16 protein-coding genes are annotated in these 16,815 nt (G+C 47.9%); all 16 read right to left on the bottom strand.

Annotated elements, in window-relative coordinates; translation table 11 throughout:
* Positions 1 to 37: 37 nt before the first annotated feature.
* The 16 genes from ACM1ND_RS06300 to ACM1ND_RS06225 all read right to left on the bottom strand — a co-directional run bounded on the left by ACM1ND_RS06300 (position 38) and on the right by ACM1ND_RS06225 (position 16,622).
* A complete protein-coding gene (locus ACM1ND_RS06300; protein WP_013309163.1) occupies positions 38 to 1,414 on the bottom strand; it encodes a sugar phosphate nucleotidyltransferase in 1,377 nt (458 codons plus the stop codon).
* Between the two features lie 255 nt (positions 1,415 to 1,669).
* A complete protein-coding gene (locus ACM1ND_RS06295) occupies positions 1,670 to 1,816 on the bottom strand; it encodes a hypothetical protein (protein WP_155613653.1) in 147 nt (48 codons plus the stop codon).
* Positions 1,817 to 2,073: 257 nt separating this feature from the next.
* Complete coding sequence (locus tag ACM1ND_RS06290) at positions 2,074 to 3,402, bottom strand: UDP-glucose dehydrogenase family protein (RefSeq protein WP_023987425.1); 1,329 nt, start codon at positions 3,400 to 3,402, stop codon at positions 2,074 to 2,076.
* Between the two features lie 5 nt (positions 3,403 to 3,407).
* Positions 3,408 to 4,508, bottom strand: coding sequence for a glycosyltransferase (locus tag ACM1ND_RS06285; protein WP_076264387.1), 1,101 nt, complete (start codon positions 4,506 to 4,508; stop codon positions 3,408 to 3,410).
* Positions 4,509 to 4,536: 28 nt separating this feature from the next.
* On the bottom strand, positions 4,537 to 5,685 hold the full coding sequence (locus tag ACM1ND_RS06280; RefSeq protein WP_023987423.1) for a glycosyltransferase family 4 protein: 1,149 nt from the start codon (positions 5,683 to 5,685) through the stop codon (positions 4,537 to 4,539).
* Positions 5,682 to 6,869 (bottom strand): glycosyltransferase family 4 protein, encoded by a 1,188-nt coding sequence (locus ACM1ND_RS06275; RefSeq protein WP_076264388.1) that lies wholly within the window; start codon positions 6,867 to 6,869, stop codon positions 5,682 to 5,684. The genes ACM1ND_RS06280 and ACM1ND_RS06275 overlap by 4 nt, the downstream gene beginning before the upstream one ends.
* Positions 6,856 to 7,695 (bottom strand): glycosyltransferase family 2 protein, encoded by an 840-nt coding sequence (locus tag ACM1ND_RS06270; protein ID WP_023987421.1) that lies wholly within the window; start codon positions 7,693 to 7,695, stop codon positions 6,856 to 6,858. The genes ACM1ND_RS06275 and ACM1ND_RS06270 overlap by 14 nt, the downstream gene beginning before the upstream one ends.
* Before the next feature lie 22 nt (positions 7,696 to 7,717).
* Positions 7,718 to 9,097 carry a lipopolysaccharide biosynthesis protein gene (locus ACM1ND_RS06265; protein ID WP_013309157.1) on the bottom strand — a complete coding sequence of 460 codons (1,380 nt, stop codon included), beginning with the start codon at positions 9,095 to 9,097 and terminating at the stop codon, positions 7,718 to 7,720.
* Between the two features lie 5 nt (positions 9,098 to 9,102).
* Positions 9,103 to 10,545 carry an O-antigen ligase family protein gene (locus ACM1ND_RS06260; protein WP_023987420.1) on the bottom strand — a complete coding sequence of 481 codons (1,443 nt, stop codon included), beginning with the start codon at positions 10,543 to 10,545 and terminating at the stop codon, positions 9,103 to 9,105.
* A gap of 5 nt (positions 10,546 to 10,550) precedes the next feature.
* The gene (locus tag ACM1ND_RS06255; protein ID WP_028543109.1) at positions 10,551 to 11,321 is read right to left on the bottom strand and encodes a WecB/TagA/CpsF family glycosyltransferase; all 771 of its coding nucleotides are present in this window, start codon (positions 11,319 to 11,321) and stop codon (positions 10,551 to 10,553) included.
* 4 nt (positions 11,322 to 11,325) lie between these two features.
* Positions 11,326 to 12,663, bottom strand: coding sequence for an O-antigen ligase family protein (locus ACM1ND_RS06250; RefSeq protein WP_068938670.1), 1,338 nt, complete (start codon positions 12,661 to 12,663; stop codon positions 11,326 to 11,328).
* A gap of 10 nt (positions 12,664 to 12,673) precedes the next feature.
* Complete coding sequence (locus ACM1ND_RS06245; protein ID WP_013309153.1) at positions 12,674 to 13,609, bottom strand: glycosyltransferase; 936 nt, start codon at positions 13,607 to 13,609, stop codon at positions 12,674 to 12,676.
* The gene (locus ACM1ND_RS06240) at positions 13,609 to 14,307 is read right to left on the bottom strand and encodes a sugar transferase (RefSeq protein ID WP_013309152.1); all 699 of its coding nucleotides are present in this window, start codon (positions 14,305 to 14,307) and stop codon (positions 13,609 to 13,611) included. Before ACM1ND_RS06240 ends, ACM1ND_RS06245 begins: the two co-directional genes overlap by 1 nt.
* Before the next feature lie 16 nt (positions 14,308 to 14,323).
* Positions 14,324 to 15,217, bottom strand: a complete 894-nt coding sequence (gene galU, locus ACM1ND_RS06235; protein ID WP_013309151.1) for a UTP--glucose-1-phosphate uridylyltransferase GalU — start codon at positions 15,215 to 15,217, stop codon at positions 14,324 to 14,326.
* A 39-nt stretch (positions 15,218 to 15,256) separates the two neighbouring features.
* Positions 15,257 to 15,895, bottom strand: a complete 639-nt coding sequence (locus tag ACM1ND_RS06230) for a CpsD/CapB family tyrosine-protein kinase (protein ID WP_418027306.1) — start codon at positions 15,893 to 15,895, stop codon at positions 15,257 to 15,259.
* Entirely contained in the window at positions 15,879 to 16,622 is a 744-nt protein-coding gene (locus ACM1ND_RS06225) for a YveK family protein (RefSeq protein WP_418027304.1), read from the bottom strand. The genes ACM1ND_RS06230 and ACM1ND_RS06225 overlap by 17 nt, the downstream gene beginning before the upstream one ends.
* Positions 16,623 to 16,815: the final 193 nt, after the last annotated feature.

Here is a 16,815-nt window from a genome sequence, read left to right as displayed (position 1 = left end):
TCATGAATTCGTCTTTTTTTCGTTTTCACGAAAATAATTAGGAGATAAATTGGTGACGGGAAATTTCATTCCAATCCATACAAAAGCGGACAATATCCTCTTCAACCAACTCAGAGCCAGTCTGCACCTCAATAAAATCCACATCGGTCACTGCCAAAATGCTATGCTTCGTCCCTTCAGGGATACGTACTACGTCACCAGCCTTCACTTTGTGCAGCTTCTCATTCAAAATAATTTCCGCTTCACCGCTAATAATGGTCCAGATTTCACTTCGTTTGAAATGAAGCTGGTAGCTGATATTTTTGCCTTTCCGTACGCGGATTCGTTTGGTCAATACCTCGTTACCCTCGTCATACTTGACATAATCCACAACCCGATACTGTCCCCAACGACGTTCTTCATACATTGGACGCTGATCATGAGCCTTGAGCACTTCCTTAATGCGAGGACTTTCTGCCTTATTGGTCACAAGAATGCCATCCGGGCTAGCGGCTACGATCAGATCATTCGTTCCAATGATCGCCACAGGAATGTCTAACTCGTTAATAAGGCTCGTATTGACGCAATCCTCCGTTACTACACCTCTGCCCACTTGTTGATTAGACATTTCTTCTGTGAGCGTATTCCAGGTACCCAAATCCTTCCAAAAACCATCATACGGAAGAACTACGATGTCCTTTTCCTTCTCGACTACTTCATAGTCAAAGCTGATTTTTTCCAGAGATGCGTATTGCTTTTGCATTTCTTCATAATTAAGCGGCAACCCCTTGGATGCCAAGATATCCAGCAAATAACTTAATTTGAATGCAAAAACCCCGCAGTTCCATAGAGCATTGCGTTCAATCAGACGCTCCGCCTGCTCCCGGTCGGGTTTCTCTTGAAAATGGCTCACTTCACGGTAGCCTGTGCTACCTTGAGTGGCATCGTTTTTCGGAATAATGTAACCATATTTCTCTGAAGGATAGGAAGGGACAACCCCGATTAAAGCAAGCTTGCCTTCACTCTCCTGAAGCGTATGTTCCAGCTGGGCTACGGAAGCGAAGAAAGCATCCTCAACATAAGGATCTACAGGCAATATTGCTATAATTTCATCAGGTGAAACACCTGCAATGGAATATAGATAAGTCGCTGTCAGCGCAATCGCAGGAAAGGTGTCTCTGCGTTCCGGCTCAACAATAATGCGCGTATTCGGCCCGACCTGACTCTGGATCATTTCGACCTGTGCTCTCCCTGTCGCAATAAACGAAGATTCTGATAATCCGTTGTCTCCCAATTGTCTCCATACCCGCTGTACCATGGATTCCGAAATCCCCTCCGGGCTCTCCAGCACCTTCAAAAATTGTTTGGAACGGGAATCGTTGGACAAAGGCCATAATCTTTTACCGGAACCACCAGACAAAAGTACGAGCTTCATAACTCTCCACTTCCTCTCTATATTGGTTGGATGATCGTTCTGATGATGAGTTGACTACCCGCTACGGTATGAATTTAATCTTATGATCGCTGTTGGACCGGGATTCATTCGATTGTATAAAATCGTATAAAGGTTTGAATCCCGGTCCAAAGGCGAACACTATCGCTTCTCCAGATTCAAATCCAACCCTTCGCTACTCAAAAAATGTATCATATCGATCATACCTTGTGGTGCAAAAGGCACGACCGGACATTATTAAGTCCGGTCAGCCTGTAAAAATCTCACGCCTTCGGCAACAGCAATGGCGTCTTTGCGTCGCAGGAGCAGCATAGCGTATCCGCATGGTAGTGCTTGCTCCACAGGGGCGGCGCAGCGCCGCTTGATCGGAAGGAGCGGCATCAACCGCGCCGCTCCTTCCGATACGCCCTTCCTACTCCCACCCCATAAGGTGGGAGATTAAAAACCGTGACTCTATGCGGGAAAAGCAGCGGAGCGGTCCATTTGAATCTGGAGAAGCGCTAGCGTTCGCCTTTGCAGTGGGATTCTTACCTTGGAATGTTTTATATAATCCAAAGAATCCCACTGCAACAGCGATCGGAAGATCGAATGGAACGCGCAGCGCCTCCAACCCGCCACAGTCACTTTTTAATCTGTCACTTTTAAACCTCTACCTTATCCCGATTCCACCCACTCATCCGCGGACGACCCACGGAGTAGTATTCCAGCCCGGAGCCTTGGATCTGTTCCTCAGCGAATACGTTACGACCGTCAATGAGAACCGGTTTGTGCAGAATGGAGGCCAGTTGTACGAGATCAACTTTTTTGAACTCTTCCCAATCAGTCAACAGGCACACAGCGTCGCTACCTTCAGCGGCTTGCTGTGGGGATGAGCACCACATAATATTCGGGTGATCCACGCGCTCCTTGAATTTATCCATCGCAATGGGATCATACAGCTTGACAATAGCGCCTGCCTGAATGAGCGTTTCTACGATTTCCAGTGCTGGAGCTTCGCGGATGTCATCTGTATTTGGCTTGAAGGCGAGGCCCCAAATGCCAATCGACACACCGTTCAGTTGACCCAGCGATTCGCGCAGCTTGGATACAATCATAAAGCGCTGGTCGGTATTCACCTCGACCACCGATTTCAACAACTTAAATTCATAGTCTACATTACCTGCAATTTGGATAAGCGCATTTGTGTCTTTTGGAAAGCAAGAGCCACCATACCCGATCCCTGCTTGTAGAAAAGAGGAGCCAATCCGTTTGTCCATACCCATACCGTCAGCCACACAGGTTACATCGGCGCCAACCTTTTCGCAAATATTAGCGATTTCGTTAATGAACGAAATTTTAGTTGCCAGAAACGCATTGGACGCGTATTTGATCATTTCAGCACTACGGATATCCGTCACATAGATTTTATCCGTGAAGACCTGATGCAGAGTGACCATGGTTTCACGCAATCCTGTATTGTCCAAACCAATAATGATGCGATCCGGATGAAGCGTATCATTGATGGCTGAGCCTTCTCTCAGGAACTCCGGCGCGGAGACGATATCGAAAGACAAGCTCGTGTGACGAGCCAACACGTCCTTAATCTTTTCGTTCGTTCCGACAGGTACAGTACTCTTGGTCATAATAATCTTATACCCGTTCATGGCTTTCCCAACATCAGCGGCCGCCTGTTCAATGTACGACAAATTCGCCTCGCCGTTAGCCAGAGAAGGCGTACCTACCGCCAAAATTACGATATCCGAGCGGCGTACCGCATCGGCCAAATCCGAGGTGAACTCCAACCGGCCCGCTTCCAGATTCAACGCGATCAATTCCTCAATACCCGGTTCATAAATCGGAGATTCTGCCCGGTTCAACATGTCGATTTTGTGCTGCTCCAGATCGACACAAATCACCTCATTACCTTTTTGCGCAAAACATACACCCGAGACGAGCCCAACGTATCCAGTACCGATTACAGCCAGCTTCATTCCGTTCATCCTCCTTTTAGAAAGTTCACATAGGCTTGTTCTACATACTTTTTTAATTGATCCTTGAAGTTTTCTTCATCAAATTTGCGGGCATGGGTAATGATATCGTCCACATTCCATGCATGTTGCTCAACCTTTTCGACGGCCTCCAGCACATCCTCTACTTGATGCTTGCGGAAAAATACGCCGTTCACATGAGGAACAATCGTATCCAGCGCTCCCCCACCCTGAAAAGCGATGACAGGCCGTCCGGCCGCATTCGCCTCCAAAGGCGTAATACCGAAGTCCTCTTCACCCGGAAAAACGAGCGCTCGGCATTCTGCCATCAGCTTGTTAACCTCTTCATCCTCAAGCCTGCCGAGGAACTCAATGTTCGGGGCAGCCATACCTTCGAGTCGTTTACGGTCTGGTCCTTCACCCACAATGCGCAGCTTGAGACCGTTACGTTTGAATGCTTCGATCGCGAGATCGATGCGCTTGTAGGACACCAATCGGGATACGATCAGGTAATAGTCACCGATGTTTGTAGCGCGTTTAAAACGGGATGTATTAATAGGTGGGAAAATCACATCCGAATCCCTTTGGTAATAGTGCAAAATTCTTCGTTTAACAACCGAAGAGTTGGCAACAAACTGGTCTACGTTGCGAGAAGTTTTGGCATCCCATGTTTTCAACCGGTTCATGTACAGCTTGAGCATGTTTTTGAGCAGGTTGGATTTGGACTGCCGGGCCATATATGTATCGTAATCCCAGGCAAACCGCATCGGTGTGTGACAATAACAAATGTGAAACGTATGTTTGGGTACCTGGATGCTTTTCATAAATGCACTACTGGAGCTTAAAACAATGTCGAAATCCCTAAAATCAAAATCACGGATAGCAATGGGATACAGCGGCAGCACTCCTTTGAAGTTGTCCTTCACCCCTGGGACTTTTTGTAGCCAAGTGGCTCTAATATCCGCATCCTTCAAGTTATGCGACAGGCGGTCGTCGCTGAACACCGTTGTGAAGATAGGAGCCTCCGGATACATATCGTGGAATACCTCTACTACCCTTTCCGCTCCGCCCATTTGGATTAAGTAATCGTGTGCTATCGCTATTTTCATCTGAATCATCCTTTAACGCGAATGTCGGTCAGACTCCTGCCAACAAACCCTTATAGTAATGAACTATATCCTTAACTGTGTTCTCGATGACAAAATGCTTTTTGACCCGTTCCATCCCTCTCTCACCCATCTGCTGACGTTCTTGTGGATGCTCCAACATCCAGCGGATGGCTTCTTCCAGCTTAGCCGGATCACCCGGTTCAATAAGCAGCCCGGTTTCATGGGGTACCACCGTTTCCTTGGGTCCACCCTCATTGGAAGCAATCACTGGGAGACCCGCAGCCATGCCTTCAATAATGACCTGACCGAATGGTTCTGGTGTAATAGAAGTATGAATCAGCAAATCACAACGCTGCATCAGGCCTTGAATGTCATCGACGTGTCCCAGCAGATTGACGTTAGCCAACCCGTATTCGCGCATCGTGGACTCTAATCGTTGCTTGTATTCCTCTTCTCCGAACAACGCATCTCCAGCCAGCCAGAATTTCACGCGCTGATCCGGTAAAAAGGAGCGTGCTGCTTCCAGTAAAATATGCTGTCCCTTCCATTCCGCCAATCTGCCGACCAATACGACGTTAAACGAGTCATCACCACGTACATGGGCAGCCGTGTCACGTGCTGTAATTGCTTTGGCAAAAGCGGAATAAACGACAAGCGTCTTTTTGTCCGGGGGTAACTCCAACGCACTCAGCGTGGACTTGGAATTAGCAATCACTCCGTTGGGCAAAAAGCGGGACATCAGCCGAATCCCTTTGGCCACAATCGGCTTCAGATACGGCGGACCGATGTGGTCACGGATATGCCAGATCAAGGGCAGCTTCGCCGATTTGGCGGCTACTGTACCATACAGTGCAGACTTGAGCGAGTTCGTGTGAACGCACACGACCTTTTCCTCACGCAGCAAGGGCGCAAGTTTTCTACCGTAAGCCAGCAAACGAAAAGCTGCTGCAGGCGCACCTAGATTCACGGCATTCCGTCCCCGATTGCGAATCGAATCGTCCAATGGAACGATGCGCACATCAATATCACGCTGCCGAAGCCGATCTGCTAAATCGCCCTCCTCTGCCAAAATAACGAGCGGGTCGATATGTTCCCCGATATTCGTCAGTATGTTGTACAAAGCGACTTCGCCGCCGCTCCATCTTGCCGTATGGTCAATATAAGCTACTCTCATCATTTCGCCGCCGCCTTTCTATCAAGGACCTGTCGGAACACCTCTTCCACCTGCTCCGCTACATGTCCCCATGTATATCTGCTCAGGACATGGTCCCGGCATTCCCTTGCATTCGGTAGAAGTTCACGATGATCCAGCACACGCAGCAACCCTTCAGCAATGGCTTCACTATCCGTTCCCTTGAACAAAAGCTCGGGACGGAATCCTCTTAAAATCTCCTTATTGCCACCCACAGGAGTCGCCAGCACCGGCAGTCCCGAGGCCATCGCCTCCACTGTGATCAGACCGAAACCTTCCAGTGCCTGTGTAGGTACAACGAACAAATTCGATGCTTGGTGGTACAGTGGAAGCTCCTCATCTGACACATAACCGAGCAGCCTTACATGGTTATGAAGATTGTATTCCGCCACCTTGGAAGCCAATTCCTCCATCAAGGGACCCTTCCCTCCAATCAGCAACACATGATCAGGATGACGCTCGGTGACTCGTCTCCATGCTTCCAGTAGCTGTAGCAGTCCCATTCGATTAACAAGACGACGAACGGTGAGCACAATCGTCGCATTTTGCGGCAAATTCAGGCGCTTCCGCACCGCTTCTTGATCCTCTGCCGGGTGGAACCTTTCTACATTCGCCGCACCAGGAATAACATGAATTTTGCTGAGTGGAACCTTATAGTGCTCATGCAAAATATCCCGAAAGGTTTCGCTTAGCACTATAAATTTATCCGCCAATCCGTAGGCCTTCATTTCAATGGATTTGGCCAACGTCGTTTTTAGCAAATGCTTGATGCCCTGTCCTTCAATCTTCATTTCCTCCGTCCACGGTCCGTGAAAGGTGGTAACTACCGGGATTCCTCTTTTTTTCGCCTCCAGCGCCGGTCCGACACCATAGGGAGCAAAATGGGAATACAGTACATCCATCGGTTGCTTATCGAACAGCTCTGCTGCATATTTTTGCATTAGCTCTCGACGCTTCCACATGGATTGCTGCTTGCTGCCAATCGAATGAATTCGAATACGGTCGGGCGCCTGCGGCTGCTCTTCACTACAGATTAGAGCATCCAGCGTATTGCGCTCTAACGTAAGCTGCTCGCAGATGGATTTGAAATATGTGTTGAGGCCTCCTGGCTGCAAGGACGGCCAGCTAAGCCCCGTTGCCGCAATACGAAATCCGTTATTGTACGACATAGCTGGTTTCTCCTTTCTGCTCGGTATGTCCGTCATCCACGATTTCTATCTTTTTTCGCCGCTTGGTTAGCTCATAATGCTTGAAGCAGACGAGAAACTCATACATCACCCAGAATACTGCTACGGCAAAACCCGCCAATCCCTTGCGGTATAAGCCTTGGACAAAATACTTCTGCACAAAGCGGGCAGGAGGCCGCCACAACAGTCTGGTAATCCGAAAGGATCTTCCTTTGTTAAATGCCGTCTCTGCTTCCAGATCTGTATATTTGTTAAAACGGGTCATATGATCACTGATGCTGCGGAAGCCGTAGTGCCATAACACGCCCTCCAGATTGACAATCTGGGAAGAGGCTACATCCGGCATTTCATGAACAAGACTATTCGTAATGCCATAAATACGCCGATTGTACAAACGAACCAGGTATTCGCCTTTGTTCATCCATTTGCCGAGAAAATCTCCAATCCGGAATACGGAATATGCTTTGGCCGGATCGTGGAGCGTTTCCTTTACTTTCAACAAGTCTCCAAGCAACTCTGCATCCACTACTTCGTCCGTATCAATCAGGAATATCCAATCAAATTCCGCTTTTTCAACACCAAACATGCGCTGTTTGGCATAACCGGGCCACGGGTTAGAAAACACCCGACAGCCCAAGGATTCAGCTACCTGAATCGTATTGTCCTTGCTCCCTCCGTCAATGACGACGATATCGTCCGCAAAGGGCTTGCAGGATTTAATGGCGGCTGTGATTCGAGTGCCATCATCCTGAGCGATAATAACTACGGATATCCGGTTGTCCGCGGGAACGCTAGACATGTGGTTCATTAGCGGGTGCCTCCTTCTTTATCTAACCGTTAACTGGCTTTTTCCGGATGTAGTGTGACATCGTTGATCGGAGCCATTGAAAATCTTGTTTGGAAATAAGCAGTCTTGGAATCTTCATTTTTAGAACGAATTTAACATTACATAAAATGAAAATGAACCGTAGAATCCCCGAAGACAGCATTGCTATCCCTGCACCCGTCAATCCATATTTCGGTACGAGTATGGACAGCAATGGAATGACGAGCGCCAATCCGACACCCTGTAGAATGGTAACCAGTTTGGGCTTACCCAACGCCATAAATTGTTGTGCCAGCACCATGGTTCCCCCACTGATAGCAACCTCAAGCACCAGGAACCGGAATACCGTAAGCGCTTGTTTAAACTCTTGACCATATAACAATGTAAATACGAACGGAGCAATCAGCATCAGCATCACCGCAGCCAGAAAGGTTGCCGTTGATGTCACTCGAAATGCCCGAAATGTTATGGCCACCGCCTCTTCCTTATTCAGACCGGAGGCTTTGGGAAACAGCACGACAATAATCGAGGTAGAAAATACATTCACCATCCTGGCCAAGCTGACCGCTACTGCATATAAACCGAGATCAGCGGGTCTGAGCAGACCCGCAATCAAAATCTGATCAATATAAGTGGAAACCTGCCCCATGAGATCATTTCCGTATGAACCCATACCGTAGGTAAAGAGATTTTTAAATTGCGTCCAGCTGTTCTTTACCTTTGGTTTGTACAGCCGAATCATTCGTATCGTGACACCAATATAAATCGGCAAGCCCGGCAGTAAATAGGCCAATGCCGAGGTGTACGGATTCATATTTCCGGTTAAGATCAGAATCGCCAGACCCAGCAGTGTACTTAGCGGTACCAGATACCGGAATAAATTGTACTGCTTATATTCCGAGCGAACTTGAAGCAATGCATTATTGATCTGTGAAATCGCTATGAGCGGACACATCATCATGGAGCACTGCGCGAAAAGTATGACCGATGAAGAAAAAGAGCGCAGCCAATAAGGAATTAGAAAAACTCCGACGAGTGTCGCCAAGCCCCCGAACATGGTAGCCAGCAGCAAGGCCAGACCATACAGCTTGCCCGTTTCCTCCGGTTTCCTTTTCGCATTGTAAATTAATGCAGATGGGACACCGAAGCTCATGCAGAAGGCGAGAAATTGGGACCAGTTCACCATCGCTGTCTGTTCCCCGCGTCCAGTAGGACCCAGGAATCGTGCCGTTAGCACACCAGTCAGCATATTCACGACGAGAATCAGCATACTGAATATCATCGTTTTTACTGCTGCAGAGCTGTTATCCTTGCTTTTGGCAAACCGAATCACCGTGGACCATAGTGTCCGGACAGGTGCGGATAATGCTTGTAAGTTTTGCACAGCCTTTACCTTCTTTCCGCGATGACATCTTTTGCCCATAGTCCTATCCCGATCATCATCCAGATCAGATAGCCGCGCATACCGGGGAAACCATTATCTGATATGAGACTGGCTACAGCTCCGGCCCACGTAGCCAACGCCAGTCTGATATAAGGCTGACTGGCATCTCGTGCGGCAATACGGGCGAGAAGGCGCTTGATGATAACGAAGAGACCACCGAAGAAAAAGAATGCCCCGAAAATACCGAAGGTGAGGAAAATGGCGATATATCCATTATCCATAATCCCAAGTTCGCCGAGATCGCCGCCGTTATCAAGCTTGGTTCCGATTCCTACACTCCCAATCCCCTGCCCGACCGGATTGCCAGCAATCGCCGGAAGCATCGTATGCAGTAAATCCAAACGTTCATTGTACGAATGATCCTGCTGAATATCCGTCAGCGTCTGCATGCGAGCCACCAAACCTTCTGCCCCTGGAAGTTTTGGAACAATGATGTAGAGAAGAAGGCCAACTATAGCTAGTTGAAACAAGGTTTTCCACTTTCCCTTGGAAGATGAACTGAGAATGTAAGCCAGTAACATGACGAATGCAATTAGCCAGGCTGAACGTACCAGCGTGATTAAGAGACAAACGACCGTCAGCAGGATTCCGATCCATCCCAAAGTGCCACGCCAACGTTTTTCCATTAGCATGGGTACAAGTGCCATCGCCAGGAAAATAGCGCAGGGACCAGGCGAGTTCATGGAAGAAAATACTCTGATTTGAAGTGGTTCTGGAACACCAATGGAATTCATTTCTACATGATTCATCCAAAATGCATCCCACGGAGGCACCGTCAAGTACTGGATAATGCCGTAAATTGCCACAAGAACAGCAATGTTGGCATATGAATACAGCAGTCGGTCCAGCTCCTTCGCCTTCATGGGCTTAATCGCAAGATAAGGCAACAGGATCAAAGGAACCACATAATTGGCTAAATCATAAGCAAAAACAATACCATTTTTGAATAACCCGACCACACTTCCGTAGGCCAATTCTATGCCGAAAAATACAGCAATTCGGGTCAAGGGTTTTTCGGCCTGATGAATGCCTCGCAACACAGGAATAATCAACATACTGCTTACCAGCAGCGGTGCCACGCTCAACAAGGAAACCGAGTGATACGTTCCCTCCATCCAATCCGCAATGCGGCGGATTTCCGGGCCTACTGCCCACACTGCCAGTGTGTAAGGAATCAGTAGCCGCGATTGCAAGATCGCCAGCAGGAAGGCCGGAAAAACGAGCGCCAGCAATATGGCTCCCTGCTGGCTCATGGTGGGATTCATCTTGGCGCTGACAAATCCGATGGCGAGTGGCAGCATACAAGCCAGCAATCCCATGCCGATCATGCTGATTCCACGCCGATTTCCTAGCCAAACGGAAATCTGCTGATCTGCCAACCGACTCATGTTTCTCACCCCTGACCTCCCTTCATCCGCTTCCGCTTGAACATCTCCTTAAACAGCAGAACGAGAAATTGGGAATCCTCAATCAAATATCTTTTCCACAATCGTTTAGGCTCCTGAGACAACCTCCAGAACCATTCAAATCCCGTCTTCTGCATCAGCTCCGGTGCTCTTTTCACATTTCCCGACAGGAAATCAAAGGTCGCTCCCACCCCAATCGAAATCGGAGCGCGGTAAGTCTCGTAATATCTGTAGATCCATTTTTCCTGTTTAGGGGCGCCTACACCTACAAAAACGATGTCCGGGCGAGCCTCTTGAAGCAGTTGGATAATGTGCCTATTCTCCTCCTCGTTTTTCTCAAAACCATAAGAAGGAGAGTAACAGCCCACCACATTCATGTTCGGATAAGATTCCTGGAGATTGAGCATAGCCTTCTCAGGAATACCGTCAGCTGCACCCAGAAAAAATAAACGATAGCCTCGATCCTCAAAAGCCTCTCCCAGCCGAGTGAACAAATCTGACCCGGACACCTTTTGTTTGAGGGGTTTTTTCAGTAACTTGGACGCCCATATGATAGGCATCCCATCGGCCACTACAGCTCCGGCATCCGAATACACCTTGCGGAATTCATCATCCTTGCGAAGCTTGATCACATGATCGACATTACAGGTCAAAATGTAGGAATGACGCTGATGTTCAATAGAAGTATCTATAAATTCGAGTAGATCATTAAAATCGTAATTATCAAAGTTGACATCGAACATGTTCACTCTGCTCATCGTATCACTTCTCTTTGCGAAAATCGGTTTGAGTAGATGTCTGGTATAACGCGTTCAAATACCAGCAAAATGGAATAATCATCTGAACCGTCGACAACGTATTATCTGAAAACGAGTAGATCAGAAAGCCTGCAATTAAGCTTACAAAATAAGGTTTGATAGACTTGGCAAGCGACCGGTAAATGAGAGCGAACACGATCAGCAATGAAAGCATTAATAGCCCGCAACCGATATATCCCGTGTCAAAATAAAAGCGTATATACTCGTTATGCGGTACAACAAAGCCATTGAATAATGTCCCATCGTTCGCGACCGTTACCGCGCCAAGACCTCTCCCTGACCAAGGGTAATCATGTACTCTGTTCAAAAAATATTCCCATGCCTCCGAGCGTCCCGACAGGTCAATGCCTGTATCGGTCTCCCGTTCGAAGGAGCGTTTTTTTAAATTGTTCCATTGCAGGGCCACCGCCCCCAGAGCAACCAAAAACGATCCGGCCAGCGGTAGCAAATAATTGACTTTCCCCTTGAGGTACTGACGGGCAATATCAAACAGATATACAGCAAACATTAATAACAAAGCCAGAATCGGTCCACGTGTACCGGTAGCGATCAGAATCAGAAAGTTCAGTGCCAACACAGTGTAATAAAAAGCGGCTTGCTTGGGTCTGCGCTTGACCTCAATTAGAGAGACGGCAATTCCGAGAAAGGAGAGCATTGCCAGATGCGGCGGTATATTCGCTCCTTGTACTCTGACTGCGCCCGTAAATTCTACATCCGTAAACGAATGCAGCCCTAGAACCTGCAAACCCAATCCAATGACCACACTAATAATTGGCAACAGACTGATCAGTCGGATATGCTTTTCTGCTACATCCTTTTTCCACTGGATCAGTAAAAAAAAGAAAGGGAGTGATAAACCGACGAACGCCTTAACGGCAATCGAGGTCGTTAACAAAGGCAGCCATGCTGAAAATCCAAATGTGATCCCCAGCATGATCACCAATGCCCAGACCGGATAGCTGAACTTGAGACGTATGCCATACACGAGCATGCACGGCACCAGCAGAGCCAAAATGCCCAATTTGTACAATGACAAAATCTCAATACCGAACACGCCACCCTGATACAGAGAATCGACTGAGACTGCTGTACTTAGCAAAACAGCGTAGCTGATGCGCTCTGGATGATGGATAGAAACAGCCAGCAAGAGCAGTAAACATACCGCCGCAATACTGACCACCGGCTGATAGGTAGCCGCAATTCCTACAGCAAGAGCGCCCAGTAGAAAAATAAAAACATGCTGTATGGTGTTTATTCTAGTAGTCCAAGGATAGTTACTCATGTTCCATCTTTCACCCCGCAGCTGACTCGCTTTTCCGGTTGCGCAGTGTATCCAGTGTCCCACGGATACTTTCAAGCCTGCACCGGTTCAACAGCTTCCTGCCCTCACTACGTGCCAGCAGGGAATCCAAAGTGATGTATAACACTTTGGCTGCCGTCTTCGCCATCAGCATCGCGTTGCCGCGCAGACCTACGGCCTGAGCAGCGTTAGACATGCCCTGACAATAGTAGCGGTTCATGATCCATTCTTTCGTTAACCGTGAAGCCGGCACAAAATGTTCCACAGACATGTGTGGATGATACATAATCGTTCCACCATTTTTACGGATTTGCTCGAATACCCACGATTCTTCACCTGATAGAAGGATATCTCCCTTTCTGCCTAGATGAAGCGGGAACATAACGGCGGCAAAAGCCGTTTTGCGCATCGCCATATTCGCTCCAAATGGATTCAGTCCAGACGGATATTCACGAACGGCTTTGCCCAGATCAATAATCGTGTAAGGCAGTTCAAGCGGGCCTGTTAGCCAACCCGGTCGTTCCGTCTCAAACATAGGGTCAATTTTCCCACCCATAGCCGTCAGCTCAGGATTGTTCCCGAATGCTGACATAATCGTTTGCAACCATGTAACACACGGAATTGCATCATCATCGAGAAAAGCAATGACTTCCGCTCTTGATAACGTAATGCCTGCATTGCGAGCAGCAGACAGTCCTTGTTCGCGCTCATAATGATATCGGAGATGGATATTCTGACCATGGGCGACGGTGAACCTTTTGATCGTCGCTGCTGTATGATCGGTGGATCGGTTATCGACCACAATGATCTCAGCCAGTGCAAGGTCTTCCAGCTCCAGCAGGGACATTAACGTTTTCTCCAGCAGGTCCGCCCGGTTATAGGTGCAAATAACGACGGACACTGCGGGACATCGCTTGAATGCATCCATCAGTAAGCATCCTTGGAGAACAGCATTTTAACGCCTGTTTTCATGATGATTTTCAAATCGAGCCACGTATTGCGAACATGAATATACTTCAAATCCATTTGCACCATTTCTTCGAAGCCTACACTGTTACGTGCGCTCACCTGCCAGTAACCCGTACATCCCGGTGTTACAATCAGGCGTTGCTTATCATAATCAGAATATTGCTCGACCTCGCTGGGCAACGGCGGACGCGGACCGACTAAAGTCATGTCGCCGACCAACACGTTCCACAGCTGCGGAATCTCATCAATACTCGTCTTGCGCAGAAAACTGCCAATTTTCGTGATCCGAGGATCGTTTTTAATTTTAAACATGGCGCCGCTCACTTCATTCAGCTCCATCAAGTCCTTTTTCAGTTCCTCTGCATTGGACACCATTGAACGGAATTTATACATATCGAATAACTTCTCATTCTTGCCCACCCGAGTTTGCTTGAAAAACACGCTTCCCTTTGGGTCTTCAAGCTTAATCAAAACGCCTACCACTACAAAAAGCGGAAGCAAGACGATCAAGCCCACAAACGACAGCAGCATATCAAGGAGGCGTTTTGTGACCAGGTAGGACGTTTTATCCTGAATTTGTGTATTTCCGTATGGCATGTAAAACGCTTTACCTGACATGACAGCCTCGCCGTCCTCCGGTAAATTTTCCATGCTCATGCTGACGTACCCCCTCTCAACCTGCCGTGGTTGCTTTCTCGGTCTTTTTCAACCATTCATTCATGGCCTCCATAACCGGATACTTCAAATCATCGCTGGCAAGTGCAAATTCAAGTGTGGTTAAAATATATCCAAGACGCTCACCCACGTCATAACGTGTGCCTTCAAAATCATAGGCGTACACACGCTCACTCTGATTCAGCTTTTGGATCGCATCCGTCAGCTGAATTTCGCCGCCAGCTCCTTTTTCCTGAAGATCAAGATATTTGAAAATTTTCGGCGAGAACACGTAGCGACCCATAATAGCCAAATCGGATGGCGCTGTGCCTGGAGCCGGTTTTTCTATAAAATTATTCACTCGGTACAAGCGTCCGTCCTGCTGATCCGGTTCAATGATGCCGTACCGGTTCGTAAATTCCTGCGGTACCCGTTGCACACCGATAACCGAATTTTGAGTTTCCTCATACTGATCCATCAGCTGGCGCAGGCAAGGTTTCTGACCTGTTACGATATCATCGCCCAGCAGCACACCAAACGGCTCGTCCCCGATAAAGCGTCTTGCGCACCATACCGCATGTCCAAGACCTTTGGGTTCTTTTTGGCGAATGTAGTGAATTTCCACTCCCGAAGAACGCTGTACTTCCTCCAGAAGTTTCAGCTTACCGTCCTCGAGCAGTTTGGATTCCAGCTCAAATGCGTTGTCAAAGTGGTCCTCAATGGCACGTTTGCCTTTACCCGTAACGATAATAATGTCCTCAATACCCGAAGCAATCGCTTCTTCCACGATATATTGAATCGTAGGCTTATTGATAATTGGAAGCATTTCCTTAGGCATCGCTTTTGTGGCAGGGAGGAAGCGCGTACCTAACCCTGCTGCTGGAATAATGGCCTTTTTCACTCTTTTCGTCATCGCACTCATTCTCCTTGCTTCATCGAATTTTGGTGTTGCTTACTTCACCTGATTCATCACAATTCCAACCAGCGTCGCATTGGCCTGCTCCATGAGTTGCTTTGTTTTGCGTAGATCTTCCCGTTTGGTACGACCATGTCTAGCAACGAGAATCACACCATCCGTCAAGCCTGCAATCAAGCGAGCATCCGTATAATTCAACGCCGGAGCCGAATCAAGCAAGATGATGTCATATTCACGTTTGAGCTCTTCCAGCAGCTCAGCCATACGTTCGCTACCGAGCAGATCTGCTGCGTTGTACAGGGTGTCTCCACCGGGAACAACCGATAGCTCCAGCCCACCATGCCTAACGATAGACTTGGAAGAAGCCCCACCGCGCAAATAAGCCGATAGACCTCCGGTATTCTCCATTCCGAATATCTCGTGCAGCGCTGGTTTATGCAGATTGCAATCCACCAGAGCCACCTTCTTGCCTTCTTGTGCAAAGGAAACTCCGATGTTGGCGAGCAGTGTAGTTTTACCCGCTCCGCTTTCCGGCGAGGTCAACAATAGAACCGTTCCACGGTCCTTTTGCCCAATCACCTGCTGCCGGATGTATGTACGGAGGGATCGAAATGATTCCGAGATATACGATGATGGATTACTTTCTGTAATCAACATGTCATTCAATCGCAGCATATTTACGCTCCCCTACCCGTTCTTTGGAATTTCCGGCTGCTCCATCGACGTCTTTCTTGCGAATGACTGGAATCGATGCGATTACCGGAATGCCGATGTCCGCGTCCGCTTCTTTCTCCGAGCGCAGCGTGTCGTTAATGCTTTCCAGGAACACAATCGTGCCCAATGCAATCATCAGCGATACGAGAAAACTAATCGCAATATTCATGAGCGGGTTCCCATTAATCGGGTCAGGATTGGCCTGAGGGTCCGCTTCATTTAAAATTTTCACATTATTCAATTCCATCAATCCCGGAACCGTCTGTACGAATTTCTGGGTTACCGCGTTTACAACCGCTGCGGCCTGTGGATAGCTCCCTGCCTCAAACGTCAAACCGATAACCTGACTTTTATCCGAGGATTTAATCTGCAGCTTCTCTGCCAACTTCTGCTGCGTCAAACCGAACTCGGGATGAGCCGCTACAACAGCGTCCATAATTTTAGGTGAAGTAAGAATTTGCTTGTAGCTTTCCACCAAATTAAGACTTGTGTTGACGTCGTTCAGATTGTTACTCCCCTGCTTGGCGGAAATATGATTAACCAGCAGTTGGCTTGAAGCGGAATAGACTGGCTTCACAACATTGTCGCTCACAAAGTATGTTGTTACACATGAGAGAATGACAAAAATTGCGATCAGCCACAATCTTCTTTTGATCAGGACTAGATAATCCAAAATGGTTTTCTCCACAAAAATCCTCCCTCCTATACAATTTCTCTTCATATTTAAGTATGACTTTATTGTAACAATTGGCTCTGTGAACGACATGGAACCGAATGGCACTTTCTCCCTCACTATGGGGGGAGGGAAATGTATACTTTCGGATACGGCATGGTATACTTTTGTACCATGCTTTGTCGATTATGGAAAAAGAAATCGAAAA

The sequence above is a fragment of the Paenibacillus sp. JJ1722 genome (genome assembly GCF_048282685.1).
GTDB lineage: Bacteria > Bacillota > Bacilli > Paenibacillales > Paenibacillaceae > Paenibacillus > Paenibacillus polymyxa_B.
Note: the sequence above shows the minus strand (reverse complement) of the source record. Positions and strands in the feature narration are given on the sequence as shown.

Excerpts from the sequence above, each read along its gene's own strand:
- ACM1ND_RS06300 (WP_013309163.1), bottom strand. The coding sequence starts at position 1,414 with ATGAAGCTCGTACTTTTGTCTGGTGGTTCCGGTAAAAGATTATGGCCT.
- ACM1ND_RS06290 (WP_023987425.1), bottom strand. The coding sequence starts at position 3,402 with ATGAAGCTGGCTGTAATCGGTACTGGATACGTTGGGCTCGTCTCGGGT.
- ACM1ND_RS06285 (WP_076264387.1), bottom strand. The coding sequence starts at position 4,508 with ATGAAAATAGCGATAGCACACGATTACTTAATCCAAATGGGCGGAGCG.
- ACM1ND_RS06280 (WP_023987423.1), bottom strand. The coding sequence starts at position 5,685 with ATGATGAGAGTAGCTTATATTGACCATACGGCAAGATGGAGCGGCGGC.
- ACM1ND_RS06275 (WP_076264388.1), bottom strand. The coding sequence starts at position 6,869 with ATGTCGTACAATAACGGATTTCGTATTGCGGCAACGGGGCTTAGCTGG.
- ACM1ND_RS06270 (WP_023987421.1), bottom strand. The coding sequence starts at position 7,695 with ATGAACCACATGTCTAGCGTTCCCGCGGACAACCGGATATCCGTAGTT.
- ACM1ND_RS06260 (WP_023987420.1), bottom strand. The coding sequence starts at position 10,545 with ATGAGTCGGTTGGCAGATCAGCAGATTTCCGTTTGGCTAGGAAATCGG.
- ACM1ND_RS06255 (WP_028543109.1), bottom strand. The coding sequence starts at position 11,321 with ATGAGCAGAGTGAACATGTTCGATGTCAACTTTGATAATTACGATTTT.
- ACM1ND_RS06250 (WP_068938670.1), bottom strand. The coding sequence starts at position 12,663 with ATGAGTAACTATCCTTGGACTACTAGAATAAACACCATACAGCATGTT.
- ACM1ND_RS06245 (WP_013309153.1), bottom strand. The coding sequence starts at position 13,609 with ATGGATGCATTCAAGCGATGTCCCGCAGTGTCCGTCGTTATTTGCACC.
- ACM1ND_RS06240 (WP_013309152.1), bottom strand. The coding sequence starts at position 14,307 with ATGAGCATGGAAAATTTACCGGAGGACGGCGAGGCTGTCATGTCAGGT.
- galU (WP_013309151.1), bottom strand. The coding sequence starts at position 15,217 with ATGACGAAAAGAGTGAAAAAGGCCATTATTCCAGCAGCAGGGTTAGGT.
- ACM1ND_RS06230 (WP_418027306.1), bottom strand. The coding sequence starts at position 15,895 with ATGCTGCGATTGAATGACATGTTGATTACAGAAAGTAATCCATCATCG.